The sequence below is a fragment of the Lacihabitans soyangensis genome, from assembly GCF_024343775.1.
Taxonomy (GTDB): Bacteria; Bacteroidota; Bacteroidia; order Cytophagales; family Spirosomataceae; genus Leadbetterella; species Leadbetterella soyangensis.
In genome coordinates, this window is the sequence record NZ_RJUF01000185.1 from 1 (window position 1) to 14429 (window position 14429).

Consider the following 14429-nt stretch of genomic DNA (forward strand, 5'->3'; position numbering starts at 1 on the left):
AAAAATTCAGAGAAAGGCTAAATGAGCAAAATTACAGACGTTTTAAAAGAAAGAATTTTAGTTTTAGATGGTGCCATGGGTACCATGATTCAACGATATAAACTTACAGATGAAGATTACAGAGGAGAAAGATTCAAGGACTTTCCACACGATATAAAAGGCAACAATGATTTGCTTTCGATTACTCGTCCAGACGTAATCTTGGCCATACACAAAGAATATTTAGATGCTGGGGCAGATATCATCGAAACCAATACTTTCAGCGGAACTACAGTGGCCATGGCCGACTACCACATGGAGGATTTGGTATATGAAATCAACTTTGAAGGTGCAAAAGTGGCACGACAAGCCGCTGACGAGTACACAAAAGTCAATCCGGCCAAACCAAGATTTGTTGCTGGTTCCATGGGTCCAACTACGAAAATGGCTTCTCTTTCTCCAGATGTGAACAACCCAGGCTTTAGAGCTATCACTTTTGATGAACTGTTGATAGCATTCAAGGAGCAAGTAAATGCCCTCATTGACGGTGGAGTGGATTTGTTATTGATAGAAACCGTAACAGATACATTAAACTGCAAGGCAGCCATTTATGCTGCCACAGAGGTAATTGATGAGCGAAAACTCATCGATCCGAGTTTCGAAATGCCTATAATGGTATCAGGAACCATCACCGATCAATCTGGACGCACACTTACAGGACAAACCTCCGAAGCTTTTTACAATTCGGTATCGCATGGAAACCTCATGTCTATCGGTCTAAACTGTGCCTTGGGTGCAAGGGCCATGAAACCCTATTTGGCGGAACTATCACGAGTAGCCGATTGTATGGTGAGTGTTTATCCAAATGCTGGGTTGCCCAACGAAATGGGCCAATACGACGAATCACCGGCTTATATGGCCGAGCAAGTTCGCGAATTCTTAGAAGAAGGATATGTAAACATTTTGGGTGGATGCTGCGGTACAACACCAGATCACATCAGAGAATTTGCAAAAATAGCGGGTGAATATGTTCCAAGGCAACCTAAAACCATTGAACCTCATTTGAGATTAAGTGGCTTGGAACCAATGACTTTAACCAAAGAACTTGGTTTTGTAAACGTAGGTGAAAGAACCAACGTCACGGGATCCAAGAAATTCCTGAGATTGATAAAAAATAGACAGTTTGAAGAAGCACTCTCGGTAGCACAAGACCAAGTAGAAGGTGGGGCAAACGTGATAGACATCAATATGGACGAGGGTATGTTGGACGGGATAGAGTCTATGACGACCTTCTTGAACCTCATTGCCTCCGAGCCCGAGATTTCGAAAGTACCTATCATGGTTGACTCTTCAAAATGGGAGATTATTGAGGCTGGTTTGAAATGTGTTCAAGGTAAAGGGGTTGTAAACTCCATTTCACTTAAAGCTGGTGAAGAAGAATTTATCCGTCAGGCAAACATCGTTAGAAAATTCGGAGCAGCTGTAATCGTCATGGCTTTTGATGAAGCAGGACAAGCGGATACTACCGCCAGAAGGATTGAAATAGCCAAACGCTCTTACGATATTTTGGTAGAAAAAGTAAACTTTCCACCGCAAGATATCATTTTTGACCTAAATATTTTCCCAGTTGCGACTGGTATTGAAGAACACAAAATCAACGCGATTTCATTCTTTGAAGGCACAAAATGGGTGAAAGAAAACCTTCCTCATGCACACATCAGTGGGGGTGTAAGCAATGTATCTTTCTCTTTCCGTGGAAATGATAAGGTAAGAGAGGCCATTCATTCTGCTTTTCTGTACCACGCCACGCAGGCAGGAATGGACATGGGAATCGTAAACCCAAGTATGTTAGAAGTTTACGACGACATTCCGAAGGACCTTTTGGAGGCAGTTGAAGATGTACTTCTGAACAGAAAAGAAGACGCAACAGAGCGTCTCTTAGATATGGCTGAGAGCCTTAAAGGCAGCAGCAAAGAAACCGAAACAGTAGCCCAGGAATGGAGAAGTTATCCACTCGAAAAGCGTATTGAACATGCTTTGGTTAAAGGTATTATCGAATTCATTGACGAAGACATGCAAGAGTCTTTGGAAAAATATCCCGTGCCTTTGCATATTATCGAAGGTCCTCTGATGGACGGCATGAACGTGGTTGGGGATTTGTTTGGTTCTGGAAAAATGTTTCTCCCACAAGTGGTTAAATCGGCGAGGGTGATGAAAAAAGCTGTCGCCTATCTCCTACCAGCTCTTGAAGCCGAAAAACTAAAAAGTGGCGACTTGAGTACAAACAACGGAAAAGTATTGCTCGCCACGGTGAAAGGCGATGTGCATGATATTGGAAAAAACATTGTGGGGGTAGTACTTGCCTGCAACAATTACGAAATTATTGATATCGGGGTGATGGTTCCGGCAGAGAAAATTCTTGAGGCTGCCGTCGAACACAATGTTGATGCCATCGGTTTGAGTGGTTTGATAACACCGTCGCTTGACGAAATGGTGTATATGGCCAAAGAAATGGAGAAAAGGGGAATGAAAATTCCACTACTCATCGGAGGTGCAACCACCTCAAGAGTACATACGGCTGTTAAAATCGACCCTTACTATTCTGGGCCAGTTGTACATGTTTTGGATGCTTCCAAGTCAGTTCCCGTAGTGAGTAATTTGTTGAGCAAGGAACTTTCAGAGAATTACGTTAGAGAGGTTAAGGCTGATTATGAGCGTTTTAGAGGAGATTATGAAAGTCGTCAAACCGCCAAAGCTTACATCAGAATCTCGGAAGCCCGCCAGAATAAACTGAAAATAGACTGGGAAAATACCCAAATCACCAAGCCTAAATTCCTTGGAACCAAGGTTTTTGAAAACTACAGCTTGAAAGAAATTGCAGAATTTATAGACTGGACGCCATTCTTCCAATCTTGGGATTTGCATGGACACTACCCAAAAATATTGAAGGACGAAGTAGTTGGTATTGAAGCTCAAAAACTCTACGACGACGCCCAGGTGATGCTGAAACAAATCATCTCCGAAAAATGGCTAAAAGCCAATGGTGTGGTAGGTTTCTGGCCGAGTAATGTTGAAAACGACGATACTCAAATTATCTATGGATTTGAAAAACAAGATGAAGGGCATACAAGTTCGTGTTCAAATCTAGCCCACGACCATACGGTTTACAAAGCAAATACACAGCAAACTTTGGCGAAATTTCAACATCTAAGACAGCAAGGTAAAAAAGGAGAAGGAGTACCGAATATTTCTCTAGCCGACTTTATAGCTCCAGTTTCAGTAGGAAAAACTGACTATTTTGGAGGATTTGCGGTAGGTATTTTTGGAGCTGAAGACCGTGCAAAAGCCTTCGAGGCTAATCATGATGATTACAATTCTATCATGCTGAAAGTATTGGCGGATAGGTTTGCCGAAGCATTTACCGAACTTTTACACAAAAAGGTAAGAACAGATCTTTGGGGCTATGCCAACGCAGAAAGTCTTAACAATGAGGAAATTATAAAAGAAAAATATCAAGGTATTAGACCAGCCCCAGGATATCCTGCTTGTCCCGACCATACCCTGAAAACCGATTTATTTAAGCTTTTGGATGTAGAAAATACAATTGGCGTCACACTAACCGAAAGCCTTGCCATGTGGCCAGCCTCAGCTGTTAGTGGTTTTTACTATTCGCACCCACAGTCCAAGTATTTCGGATTAGGAAAAATAGAAAAAGACCAAGTGGAAGACTATACCAAAAAACGCGGAATAGCGATTGAAGAGGCCGAAAGGTGGCTAAGTCCTGCCTTGAATTATTGAGTTTGGAGCCTATTTTCGAACACAGATGACACAAATCTGACTGATTTTCACAGATTATATTTAGAAAAGCCCTGAGTGATTGGGGCTTTTTTTATTAGGTTTATTTCCAAATTTTATTTTCTTTTTTAGATTTTTTTATGATTTTAAAACAAAAAATTCACTTTTCCACTAACTTACATTCACATTTATTTCAACCAAAAAAACAAAAACATGAAAAAAACTATTTCAATGGCCACATTGGCTGTTATTTTAACCGTTTTAATGGGCTTTCTAGCAAAAAAGCCGAAATGGGTTTCTTTATTTGATGGTAAAACCCTAAATGGCTGGAAAGTTGGAGAAAATGCCGCTTCTTTTAAAGTAGAAGATGGTGCAATAGTAGTCAATGGACCTGTAGGCCATTTGTTTTATGATGGTGCCGTAGGCAATCATGATTTCAAAAATTTTGAGTTTAAGGCAAAAGTAATGACTATGCCAGGCTCCAACTCTGGGTTATATTTCCATACCAAATATCAGGAGAAAAGCTGGCCCTCAAAGGGTTACGAAGTACAAGTAAACAATTCACACACCGACTGGAAACGCACCGCAAGCCTCTATGATATTAAAGATGTGAAAGAAACCTACGTCACTGATAATGTGTGGTATACGGAGACCATCATTGTACAAGGTAAGCGAATCATTACCAAAATAAACGATAAAGTAGTAGTAGATTATACCGAACCTGACAAAATTGACCAATCAAAAGGTAGAAAACTGAGCAGTGGAACCTTTGCCATTCAAGCTCACGATCCCAAAAGCAAGGTTTATATAAAAGACATCATGGTAAAGATTTTGCCAGATTGAAACAAAAAAAGACTCTTCGATTAATATTCTCGAAGAGTCTCTTTCTTTTAAGTTATAGTCTAGACTTATTTTTCTTTTTTATCTAAAATTGCTCCAACACCCAAACCAACTGCTGCACCTGTGGCACCTCCAACCAATGCACCTTTGCCTCTTTTTTTAGAAACAACCGCTCCAGCCACCGCACCTGATGTAGCACCGATAATCACCCCTTTTTTCTTATTCGACCATTTCTTTTTTGCTGGTTTCGATTCGACCGAATTATTGTTACCAGTGCTGTTTCCGCCAGATGACACAACTGCTGCTTGTTCTTGTTTTGCCTCTTCTTTTTCTACCGTCGATGTTTGATTTTCGGCATTAATAGAATCAGCATTTATAGTAGGTGTGGCTATTTCAACGGCTGCTGTTTTGGTTTCTTTTTTCGGATTGGTACAATTTGCAAATATCACACTGACCGTTAAAAATAATGCTAGTTTTTTCATGATGGTAATTTGTTTAGTGATTTAAAATATTACTACTTTTCTGGGCAAATACGCCACATTCTATTTTTCCTCAATGGGAGAAATATTCGAATTATCTACGCAAAAATAAGCACTTAGGCCCAACAAATTATCACCCTAAAAAATAGTCTTAAAATATAAAAATCACTTTTAAGCCAAATTTAATACCTTAAAAAATATCATAAATACCTAAAAAACAATGACTTCTGAATAGAAATCCAATACTTCTTAAAACAAACATTGAGAAATTACAAAGCGAAATTTTAAGGGAAATTTAATTAAGATCCTTCTTATTTTAAGGTCTGTTTAATAGGACAAGGCTCTCTTCCGTTTTTTTGGTAAATTCTCAGACTGAGGAATCCATTCTTTATTGAAATCTTTTACTTGATATAATTAATTGACCGAAAAAAAAAGTGGCCTAGAGACTAGACCACCTAATGAAACATATAAATCTTAATAAAAATTAAGCGAGTTCAAAACGATCAAGGTTCATCACCTTGGTCCATGCAGCTACAAAATCCTTCAAGAATTTATCTTGTGAATCTGAGCAACCATATACCTCCGCCAACGCTCTCAATTCAGAGTTTGAGCCGAAGATTAAATCAACGCGTGTTCCAGTCCATTTCAAATCTCCAGTATGACGGTCACGACCTTCAAAAACATCTTGATGAGGCGATGCTGACTTCCAAGTTGTTCCTAAGTCTAGGAGATTTACAAAGAAATCGTTGGTTAAAGTCTCTGGACGATGAGTAAATACACCATTTTTAGACTTATCAAAGTTGGCATTCAAAACTCTAAGTCCACCTATTAGAACGGTCATTTCAGGTGGAGTAAGTGTCAACAACTGAGCTTTATCTACCAACATTTCTTCGGCAGAAGTGGTGTAGTGACCTTTTAGGTAATTTCTGAATCCATCGGCGATTGGCTCAAGAACTGCGAACGATTCTACATCTGTTTGTTCTTGAGAGGCATCAGTACGACCTGGTGTAAATGGAACAGAAATATCTTTTCCTGCATTTTTTGCTGCTTGTTCAATTCCCACACCTCCAGCAAGAACAATCAAATCAGCGATAGAAATTGCCTTTCCATCAGCCGCACTTGCATTAAATTCTGCTTTTATAGATTCCAGTTTCGAAAGTACCTTATCTAGTTGTACTGGATTATTCACAGCCCAGAATTTCTGTGGTGACAATCTTAGACGTCCACCATTGGCACCTCCACGTTTGTCTGAGCCACGGAAAGTAGAAGCCGAAGCCCAAGCTGTAGAAACCAATTCAGAAACACTTAGACCAGAAGCCAAAATTTTTGACTTCAACGTTGCCACGTCTTGATCATCCACTAATATATGATTCACTGTTGGAATCGGGTCTTGCCAAATAAGTTCTTCCTCAGGCACTTCTGGGCCTACATATCTAACTTTAGGACCCATATCTCTGTGAGTAAGTTTAAACCATGCACGAGCAAAAGCATCTGCGAACTGGTCTGGATTCTCGAAAAATCTACGAGATATTGGTTCATATATAGGATCAATTTTCAAAGCCAAATCCGTAGTAAACATGATTGGGGCATGTGATTTTTCCGGATTGTGAGCATCAGGCACCGAATTAGCACCAGCTCCACCTTTTGGCACCCACTGATGAGCACCTGCTGGACTTTTGGTCAATTCCCAATCAAAGCCAAACAAGTTTGCAAAATAGTTATTGCTCCATTGTGTTGGTGTTTGCGACCAAGCACCTTCCAATCCACTGGTGATGGTATATTCACCATGTCCTGTGCCAAAGCTGTTTATCCAACCTTGACTTTGGTGCTCTATGGCTGCACCCGCTGGCTCAGGACCTACATATTGACCAGGGTCTCCAGCTCCGTGGGCCTTTCCAAAGGTGTGTCCTCCAGCTATTAGGGCTACAGTTTCTTCATCATTCATGGCCATTCTACCGAAGGTCTCACGAATATCACGTGCGGCTGCCAAGGCATCCGGAACACCATTTGGGCCTTCTGGATTTACATATATCAATCCCATTTGAACGGCTGCCAAAGGATTTTCAAGTTCACGGTCGCCAGAATAACGCTTGTCAGCTAACCATTCGCCCTCTGAACCCCAATAAATATCTTCTTCAGGCTCCCATACATCTTCTCTACCTCCTCCAAATCCGAAGGTTTTGAAACCCATTGATTCAAGAGCACAGTTACCGGCCAAGATCATTAAGTCTGCCCATGAGATTTTTCTACCATATTTCTGCTTTATTGGCCATAACAGAAGTCTAGCTTTATCTAGGTTACCATTATCTGGCCAGCTGTTGAGCGGAGCGAAACGTTGTGTACCTGCACCAGCTCCACCTCTACCATCTGCTATTCTGTAAGTACCTGCACTGTGCCAAGCCATACGAATAAAAAATGGACCATAATGGCCATAATCTGCTGGCCACCAAGACTGTGAAGTTGTCATCAAATCATAGATTTCTTGCTTTAATGTAGCTAAATCCAATGATTTAAACTCTTCGGCATAATTAAAATCCGGATCCATCGGATTAGAAAGAGAAGAATGTTGACGCAGAATACTAAGGTTCAACTGATTGGGCCACCAGTCTTGGTTTCTAGTACCAAAACCTGCACTTTTTTTCACTTCGCCGTGATTGAAAGGGCATTTTGCCACTCCATTGGCTTCTGATGTATGATTTTCCATAAATAAATGATTATTAAAATTTTGTTATATTCTACAATTGTTCTCAATTACGCTATATAAGTATTCATAAAAAATGACCAGAGATATATTTATGAATTAATTTCACAAATATGGGAAGTTTTGTAGTATAAGACAAATCGATATATTTTATTTGTATATAAGTTTTAATTATACAACATGACCATAACGCAGTTAGGATATATTCTTGCACTTGAAAAGCACCAAAGTTTTGTAGAAGCCTCGAATTTTTGTAATATTTCTCAGCCGGCATTGAGTATGCAGGTCAAGAAATTGGAGGAGCAATTGGGTGTTGAAATATTCGACCGAACCAGCACACCCATCAAAATAACCAGCATCGGACAAGAGGTTATCAACCAAGCCAAACACGTTTTTAAAGAATATAAACAGGTTTTCGAAATCATTTCGGAATACAAAGATGCCATTAATGGAACATTAAAACTGGGTATTATCCCAACCGTTTCGCCATATTTGTTACCTCTTTTTTTGAAGAGTTTCGAAGAGAAATACCCAACTTTGAATATTGAAATAGAAGAACTTACTACTCAAAACATCGAGGAAAAACTTCGAAACGGAAGCTTGGACATGGGTATTTTGGCCACTCCTCTTCATCAAAGCGATTTGATGGAGGAACATTTATATTACGAGGAATTGGTAGCTTATGTTTCAAAGGAAAATATGCTTTACTCCAAAAACTATATTTTAAGTAAAGAACTAGACCTTAACCAACTTTGGTTGCTCGAAGAGGGACATTGTTTGAGAAATCAGATAGAGAATTTCTGCGAACTCAAGCAAAAACAAAACAAAAACTCACAGTTGAAACTAAAAACTGGAAGCCTAGAAACGGTAATAAAACTTGCGGACAATTACGCGGGAATGACGCTTTTACCAGAATTGGTCATTCATGATTGGCCGGAAGAGCAGTTAAACCACATTAGACATTTCTCTGGAGAAAAACCGATGAGAGAAATTAGCATCATTACCGAGAAGACCTATAAAAGAAATGCCATCCTGCAGGCCTTGAAATCTGAAATCTTTCTTCATTTACCAAAAAAAATAATCGAAAACACTTCCCGAAGCCCATTGAAAATCAATTAAGCTTTTTTCTCCAACAAATCCGTGGCCACTTTGCCTTTTCCATCAGGCGTAGTGTAAAATGGCCGTTTTTCTATTTCATAATTGGTATCAGGAGAAATACCCAAAGCATGATAAATGGTTTGATGCACTTCAGCTATTTTTATAGGTTTTTCGATGGTTTTACATGGTCTTTCGTCAGCAGTTTTACCAAAAACACTCCCTTTTTTTACGCCTCCACCAAACATCAACATAGAACACCCATCGGTGAAGTGTCGATGCATACCGTAGTTTTTGATGTCCTCTATCACATCGGGCTGATCTACTTGATCCAAAACCCTTAAATCAGGACGACCTTCCATGAGCATATCTCTACTAAATTCGCTGGCCAAAATCACTAAAGTTTTGTCCATCCTTCCACTTTCATCCAAATCCTTAATTAGCTGAGCTATTGGAGCATCTATCATTTTTTTCATACCCACCAATCTCGTATGACCGTTTTCGTGTGTATCCCAACCCTCAAAAGGAACATATTCGGTCGTAACTGTAATGTATCTCGCTCCTTGCTCAATCAATCTTTTGGCCATCAAACAGCCTAAACCAAACTTTCCGGTATTATAGATATCGTATTTCTCTTTCGGTTCTTGGCTTAGGTCGAAGGCCTTGGCCTCTGGTGAGTTTAAAAGAATGTATGCCTGCTCCATCGAACGTTTCAAGGATTCTTTTTGGTAATCGCTTCCAAACTCACCCATGGCCGATTCTTTCACGAGTTTTTCATACAATTGATTGCGACTTTCGAATCTCTTTTGCGACATTCCCACAGGTGGTCGAACGCTGTCTAGTCCCTTGGTTGGGTCGGGAATCATGAATGGTCCGTACTCACTTCCTAAAAAACCTGCACTGTGAAAAGCCTTAAGTTCTTCACCCTCACCCACATCAAAACGCTGACCGATGTTGATGAACGGAGGAATTACCTCATTTTTAGGTCCTAATTCCTTGGCTATCCAAGAACCCAAATGCGGAACGACTACTGATTGTGGCGGTTCATAGCAGGTGTGCCAGTTGTATTGATGACGGGTATGTAAAATATGTCCCAAATCGGCAGCCACATAAGAGCGAATGACAGTTCCTTTGTTCAATATCTTGCCAATTGACTCTAAGCCTTCCGAAAAATGAACGCCATCTAAAGCTGTAGGCACAGACTTAAAGGTACTCAAAACACTATCAGAACGCATTCCTTTGCTAAATGGCGTGTATTTTTTCGGGTCGAAGGTTTCGGTATGGGCCATTCCTCCAGCCATAAAAAGTACAATAACTGCGTCTGCCGTGGCATTACTCTCGTTTTTCACACCACATGAAGTCAACAATTGGCTAATAGGACTACCAATGGCCATTGTGGCGATAGTAGCTGCACTTTGTTTAAGGAAATCTCTTCTGTTGTTATTCATATTTTATTTTTTCTCGCAAAGACGCCAAGTCGCCAAGAAACATAAACTCACTAGTCCTTAAGCCATTTATTTTTAATAAATTAACTGAAACTCAGGTAAAAGCAAAACCGCCCAAAACAAGTCTTGAATTTGCTCAATACTTGGATTTTCATCCATGGCAGATTGAGCGGTTTTCATTTCTGAATTGTTTGGAAGCCGGCCCAAGGCTTTGCTGAATAATACTCTTATGATTACATCTCGAGTTTTAAACTGAGCCTTCCAATATTTAGCTCCTCTTGCCAGAACATTCGTTAATCTTTCGCCATTGGTCAACTCCAAGGCTTGCAATAAGCTGGCTTGGCTATCTCTGCTCGTGGAAACCACTTCCCTATTTGGTCTACCCAAGGCCGTCAAAAAAGCATTATTAGCCACCAAAGAGGCCCTTGCAAAAGCAGGTTTTAGAATATTGGGCTTTGTACCAGTGTATTTCAAATCTTTTATTGTAAAAATTGGTGTAATAATCTGACTAACAGCATCAGAAAACTGCTCCGCAGATAATCTCCTGCGGGCCATAGCTCTGAAGGTATAAGAATTGTCGTAGAGGAGATTCGTACTTTTTACACCCTCTGAAGGCATTTGGTAAATCTTGGAAGTAGCAATGAGGTAAATCAGCTCCTTGACGTCGTAATTTTTCTCTACAAAATCTGAAGCCAGCCAATCCAATAAATCCTGCGACCAAGGTTCATTGTCCATTTCGTCGGGAGACTCCACAATACCTCTACCCATCATTTGCTTCCAAATTCTATTCACCACAGTCCTGTAAATTCTACCATTTTCAGGTCTTACTAAAAGATTAGCCATTTGCTCCATTTTTTTCGCCCTAGAAGCTGTAGAATCTATATTTCCGAAATTCTGCCAAAGAAGCCGTGTATCAGCAAACTTGCCTGTTGGTTTGTCACAGCGGTTAATTTCTAGCCGTTCTTCTGCAAAAATATTGGCAAAAGCATACGCATCCTCAAGTTTCCAATCGCTGATGAAGCTATCATGACATGAGGCACATTTAAGATTTAATCCCAAAATCACCTGACCCACATTTTGAGCCGCCTGCATTTCTACCCGCTGACTGGCATTGATAGTTCCCCGCCATTGAATACCCTCTACAAAGCCCTTAGAAGGTTCTTTCGGCGAGAGCAATTCCTTGGCAAACTGGTCATATGGTTTATTTTGCTTTATAGACGTATATAGCCAGTCCGTGATATTGTAACGGCCGTTGGTGATATAGCCAGGACCTGTGTAATCGTTCCTGAGTGCATCGTTCCAAAAAGTTAACCAATGTTGTGTGTATTCCTCATCTTGTGCCAAAAGTTGCTTTATCAAGGAAGCTCTTTTGTTCGGATTTTGATCTTTGGAGAAAGCAATAATTTGAGATGCTGTGGGCAAAAGCCCAACGATATCCAAATAAGCCCTTTTCAAAAAAATCCGATCATCTACTTTTGGTTTCCACTCAATTCGGTTTTGTTTAAAATATTCATTCACCCATAAATCAATCGGATTTTTCAAATCGCCGGTTGGAGTCGGCAAAATGGGTTTTCGGGGTTCCATTTTGGCCACTCTGAATAACCTAGGTTGTAACGAGCCCTCAGGCCATGGAGCTCCTTTTTCTATCCAAAAAATAATCAGTGCTATTTCATCCTCATTCAATGCTTTACCTTTGGTAGGCATAGCATCTTTATGGTTTCTAGGGAGTTTTATTCTACGAACCAATTCACTGTTTTCAGGCTCGCCTCTCACAATTACTTTTCCGTGTTTTCCAACCTCAAAAGCAAATTCCTTCTGATCTAATCTGAGTTTACCCTCTTGTTTGTTAGAGCTATGGCATTTGTAACAATTATGTGCAAATATTGCTCTCACTTCACCTACCAATTTTATCTGATTTTCAATGGAAAGGCTATCTGTATTCATACTCAAAAGACTACTTTTATCAGAGGTTGCCTTTGGTTCTGAAAAACTAAAGTAATCATCCCCATGTGTAAGTGAGCCACCATAATGCCCAGTAAAAATGACAGCAAGAGAAGTGGCAAACAATGAAAACCTGTAAACGGAAATCTTGGAGTTTTGTTTCTTTTTCAACACCAACCAATGAAGCCCCAGAGTTATCAAACTCAAAATCGCGGTGCTAAAGCCTCCCCACTGATGCAAGTCTAGGGTATCGCCCGAAATTTCCTCATTTTGAGCTAAAACATATCCAAAAATAGCTGAGAATACAGCTGAAATACCTCCAATAATTATGGCCAAATGGATTGACGGTCGATACTTTGAGTTAAAGTTTTTGAAAGAAAAAACCTCTAAAAGAGTTGCCAACAGCAATATGGCAATCGGGAAATGAACCAACACAATGTGGAATCTACCAATGAATTGCATAAAGTCAAATCCACCTTCTACTTGAGCCACATCCTGAGCTAAAGCCTGAGAATAAGCCAAACAAAAAAATAGAAAAGTACCCCCAAATTGGCCTCCAATGATTTTAGATGGCATTAAATTGTATTTATAGGTTGAATAAAATTCTAACTTTCTATAGAAAGAAAGATTTCAACTACAATTTAGGTTTTTAAAATTTATTAAAAAATATTCGGTGGGATAATTTTGGCAAAAATTAGCCTATTTATTTCTCAAACTTCAATTTCAATACATTCTCTCCTACTTTTTTGCCCATTTCTTGACCTTTGGTGAGGGCCTCTCTGAAATGTATGCCGCCGTAAAGTCTCGAAATACTGGTTTCATTGGCAGATTCCCAAAAACTGTTGAACTTTTTAGGCTCACCTACCCAGTATTTGGAATAATCTGTAAAACCCACATTTTCACCTAAAAGATTGGTTAAAATTGTAGCCATTGTGGCGGATTGCACCGAATGCCCCGATGGAAACTCTGGGAAGGGTGGCGTTAGAATAGCTGGTTCCCACTTAGAATCTATGTATTTTTTGATGTATGCACCTGGGCGAATCAAGTTGTGTTTGTATTTCGACTTCCAGGCCGCTATCATGGCGTCGTTTAGTCCTAAAGTCAACGAAACATACAGTTTTGCTGAAGAGTCTATTGAAACTGGATTGGTCCTTAGGAGTTGAGTCAAAATGGAGACCGAATGGCCCACAGCTGTATAAGTAAAAGTAGCAGCATCGTCCCAAAAGTTGGCAATATTCATTTTATCAGAACCAGCCGTCACTTCTTTTGAAGTATTATACACTTCCAAGGCATCTTTATAAAACCTAGAGTCTTTGTATTTGGAAAACTCAAAGTCGGGCTTAATATCAAAGTCGGTCTGATTCTCGGCTATGAAAGTGCGATTTAATCCCCATTTTGGGTGAAGTGGGCCCGTATTTTCCAAATCAGCCACCCGATTGATTTCAAAACACGACTCGCAAGAAGGAAGCTTATAGTTCAGATCATAACTTCTAAAAAGTGCATTTTTTCCGCCATCTTTGGCTGCGTATTTTAGAACCATTTCGGCTATCGAAACCCCATAATTTTTTGATTTCAGGATAGCCAATTTTGACTGGCCTGCCGAAAATTTCGCATCAACAGAGTCTTTTAAGGCGGCAATTCGCTCCATCCAAATAAAAGGAGCTGCCACAAAAAACTCATCTACTGTCGTAAAAATGGCATTATTCAGAGCTAATTCTTTTATAAAATCAACACTATCGGTTTCGAATTCTTTTGGTTTTTCAAAACCTTGCAATTGACCCGATAACGAAGCTCGCTTTGAATAGGCCGGTAAAATAGACTCATAGGCCGCCAAATTGATGTAGGCCATAGAACGTGCTGCCACCAAAGGTGTATAACCAGTGGTCTGTTCTATCAAATCCAATATCAACAAATGCCATTTAACCTGTAAGTCTGAAGTGGTGAAATCGTAATTTTTGGCTGGCAAAGCGGTTTCGCTTAAAATCAATTGGGTGGTGTTACCTGCCTGAAATTCTCGTCGAACAGGTACTTGACCGAAGCTTAATTTTGCAACAAAAAATAGTAATATTGCAAAATAGATTTTATCCTTGTTCAAAATTTACGTATTTTGATTTTTTATTTAAAGCCGAATTTAATCATTGTCTCATAATTACT

Annotated in this window: 8 protein-coding genes; 3 read left to right on the plus strand and 5 right to left on the minus strand. The window is 39.8% G+C overall.

Annotated elements, in window-relative coordinates:
• The first annotated feature begins 21 nt into the window (after positions 1 to 21).
• Entirely contained in the window at positions 22 to 3777 is a 3756-nt protein-coding gene (metH, locus tag EGI31_RS21675; RefSeq protein WP_255039283.1) for a methionine synthase, read from the plus strand.
• Positions 3778 to 3987: 210 nt separating this feature from the next.
• Positions 3988 to 4617 carry a 3-keto-disaccharide hydrolase gene (locus EGI31_RS21680; RefSeq protein WP_255039284.1) on the plus strand — a complete coding sequence of 210 codons (630 nt, stop codon included), beginning with the start codon at positions 3988 to 3990 and terminating at the stop codon, positions 4615 to 4617.
• 65 nt (positions 4618 to 4682) lie between these two features.
• On the opposite strand, the gene EGI31_RS21685 is transcribed toward EGI31_RS21680, so the two are convergent.
• Both EGI31_RS21685 and katG read right to left on the minus strand, forming a co-directional pair.
• Positions 4683 to 5096, minus strand: a complete 414-nt coding sequence (locus tag EGI31_RS21685) for an OmpA family protein (RefSeq protein ID WP_255039285.1) — start codon at positions 5094 to 5096, stop codon at positions 4683 to 4685.
• A gap of 481 nt (positions 5097 to 5577) precedes the next feature.
• Positions 5578 to 7797: a catalase/peroxidase HPI gene (gene katG, locus EGI31_RS21690; RefSeq protein ID WP_255039286.1), complete on the minus strand. Its 2220-nt coding sequence runs from the start codon at positions 7795 to 7797 to the stop codon at positions 5578 to 5580.
• Positions 7798 to 7974: 177 nt separating this feature from the next.
• Here katG and EGI31_RS21695 point away from each other — a divergent pair, with 177 nt between their 5' ends.
• A complete protein-coding gene (locus tag EGI31_RS21695) occupies positions 7975 to 8913 on the plus strand; it encodes a hydrogen peroxide-inducible genes activator (protein ID WP_255039287.1) in 939 nt (312 codons plus the stop codon).
• Here EGI31_RS21695 and EGI31_RS21700 read toward each other — a convergent pair.
• The 3 genes from EGI31_RS21700 to EGI31_RS21710 form a co-directional block, all read right to left on the minus strand.
• Positions 8910 to 10337, minus strand: coding sequence for a DUF1501 domain-containing protein (locus EGI31_RS21700; RefSeq protein WP_255039288.1), 1428 nt, complete (start codon positions 10335 to 10337; stop codon positions 8910 to 8912). The genes EGI31_RS21695 and EGI31_RS21700 overlap by 4 nt on opposite strands.
• 72 nt (positions 10338 to 10409) lie before the next feature.
• Positions 10410 to 12851: a PSD1 and planctomycete cytochrome C domain-containing protein gene (locus EGI31_RS21705; RefSeq protein ID WP_255039289.1), complete on the minus strand. Its 2442-nt coding sequence runs from the start codon at positions 12849 to 12851 to the stop codon at positions 10410 to 10412.
• Between the two features lie 127 nt (positions 12852 to 12978).
• On the minus strand, positions 12979 to 14370 hold the full coding sequence (locus tag EGI31_RS21710; RefSeq protein ID WP_255039290.1) for a vanadium-dependent haloperoxidase: 1392 nt from the start codon (positions 14368 to 14370) through the stop codon (positions 12979 to 12981).
• Positions 14371 to 14429 lie beyond the last annotated feature (59 nt).

Excerpts from the sequence above, each read along its gene's own strand:
- katG (WP_255039286.1), bottom strand. The coding sequence starts at position 7,797 with ATGGAAAATCATACATCAGAAGCCAATGGAGTGGCAAAATGCCCTTTC.
- EGI31_RS21685 (WP_255039285.1), bottom strand. The coding sequence starts at position 5,096 with ATGAAAAAACTAGCATTATTTTTAACGGTCAGTGTGATATTTGCAAAT.
- EGI31_RS21700 (WP_255039288.1), bottom strand. The coding sequence starts at position 10,337 with ATGAATAACAACAGAAGAGATTTCCTTAAACAAAGTGCAGCTACTATC.
- metH (WP_255039283.1), top strand. The coding sequence starts at position 22 with ATGAGCAAAATTACAGACGTTTTAAAAGAAAGAATTTTAGTTTTAGAT.
- EGI31_RS21705 (WP_255039289.1), bottom strand. The coding sequence starts at position 12,851 with ATGCCATCTAAAATCATTGGAGGCCAATTTGGGGGTACTTTTCTATTT.
- EGI31_RS21695 (WP_255039287.1), top strand. The coding sequence starts at position 7,975 with ATGACCATAACGCAGTTAGGATATATTCTTGCACTTGAAAAGCACCAA.
- EGI31_RS21680 (WP_255039284.1), top strand. The coding sequence starts at position 3,988 with ATGAAAAAAACTATTTCAATGGCCACATTGGCTGTTATTTTAACCGTT.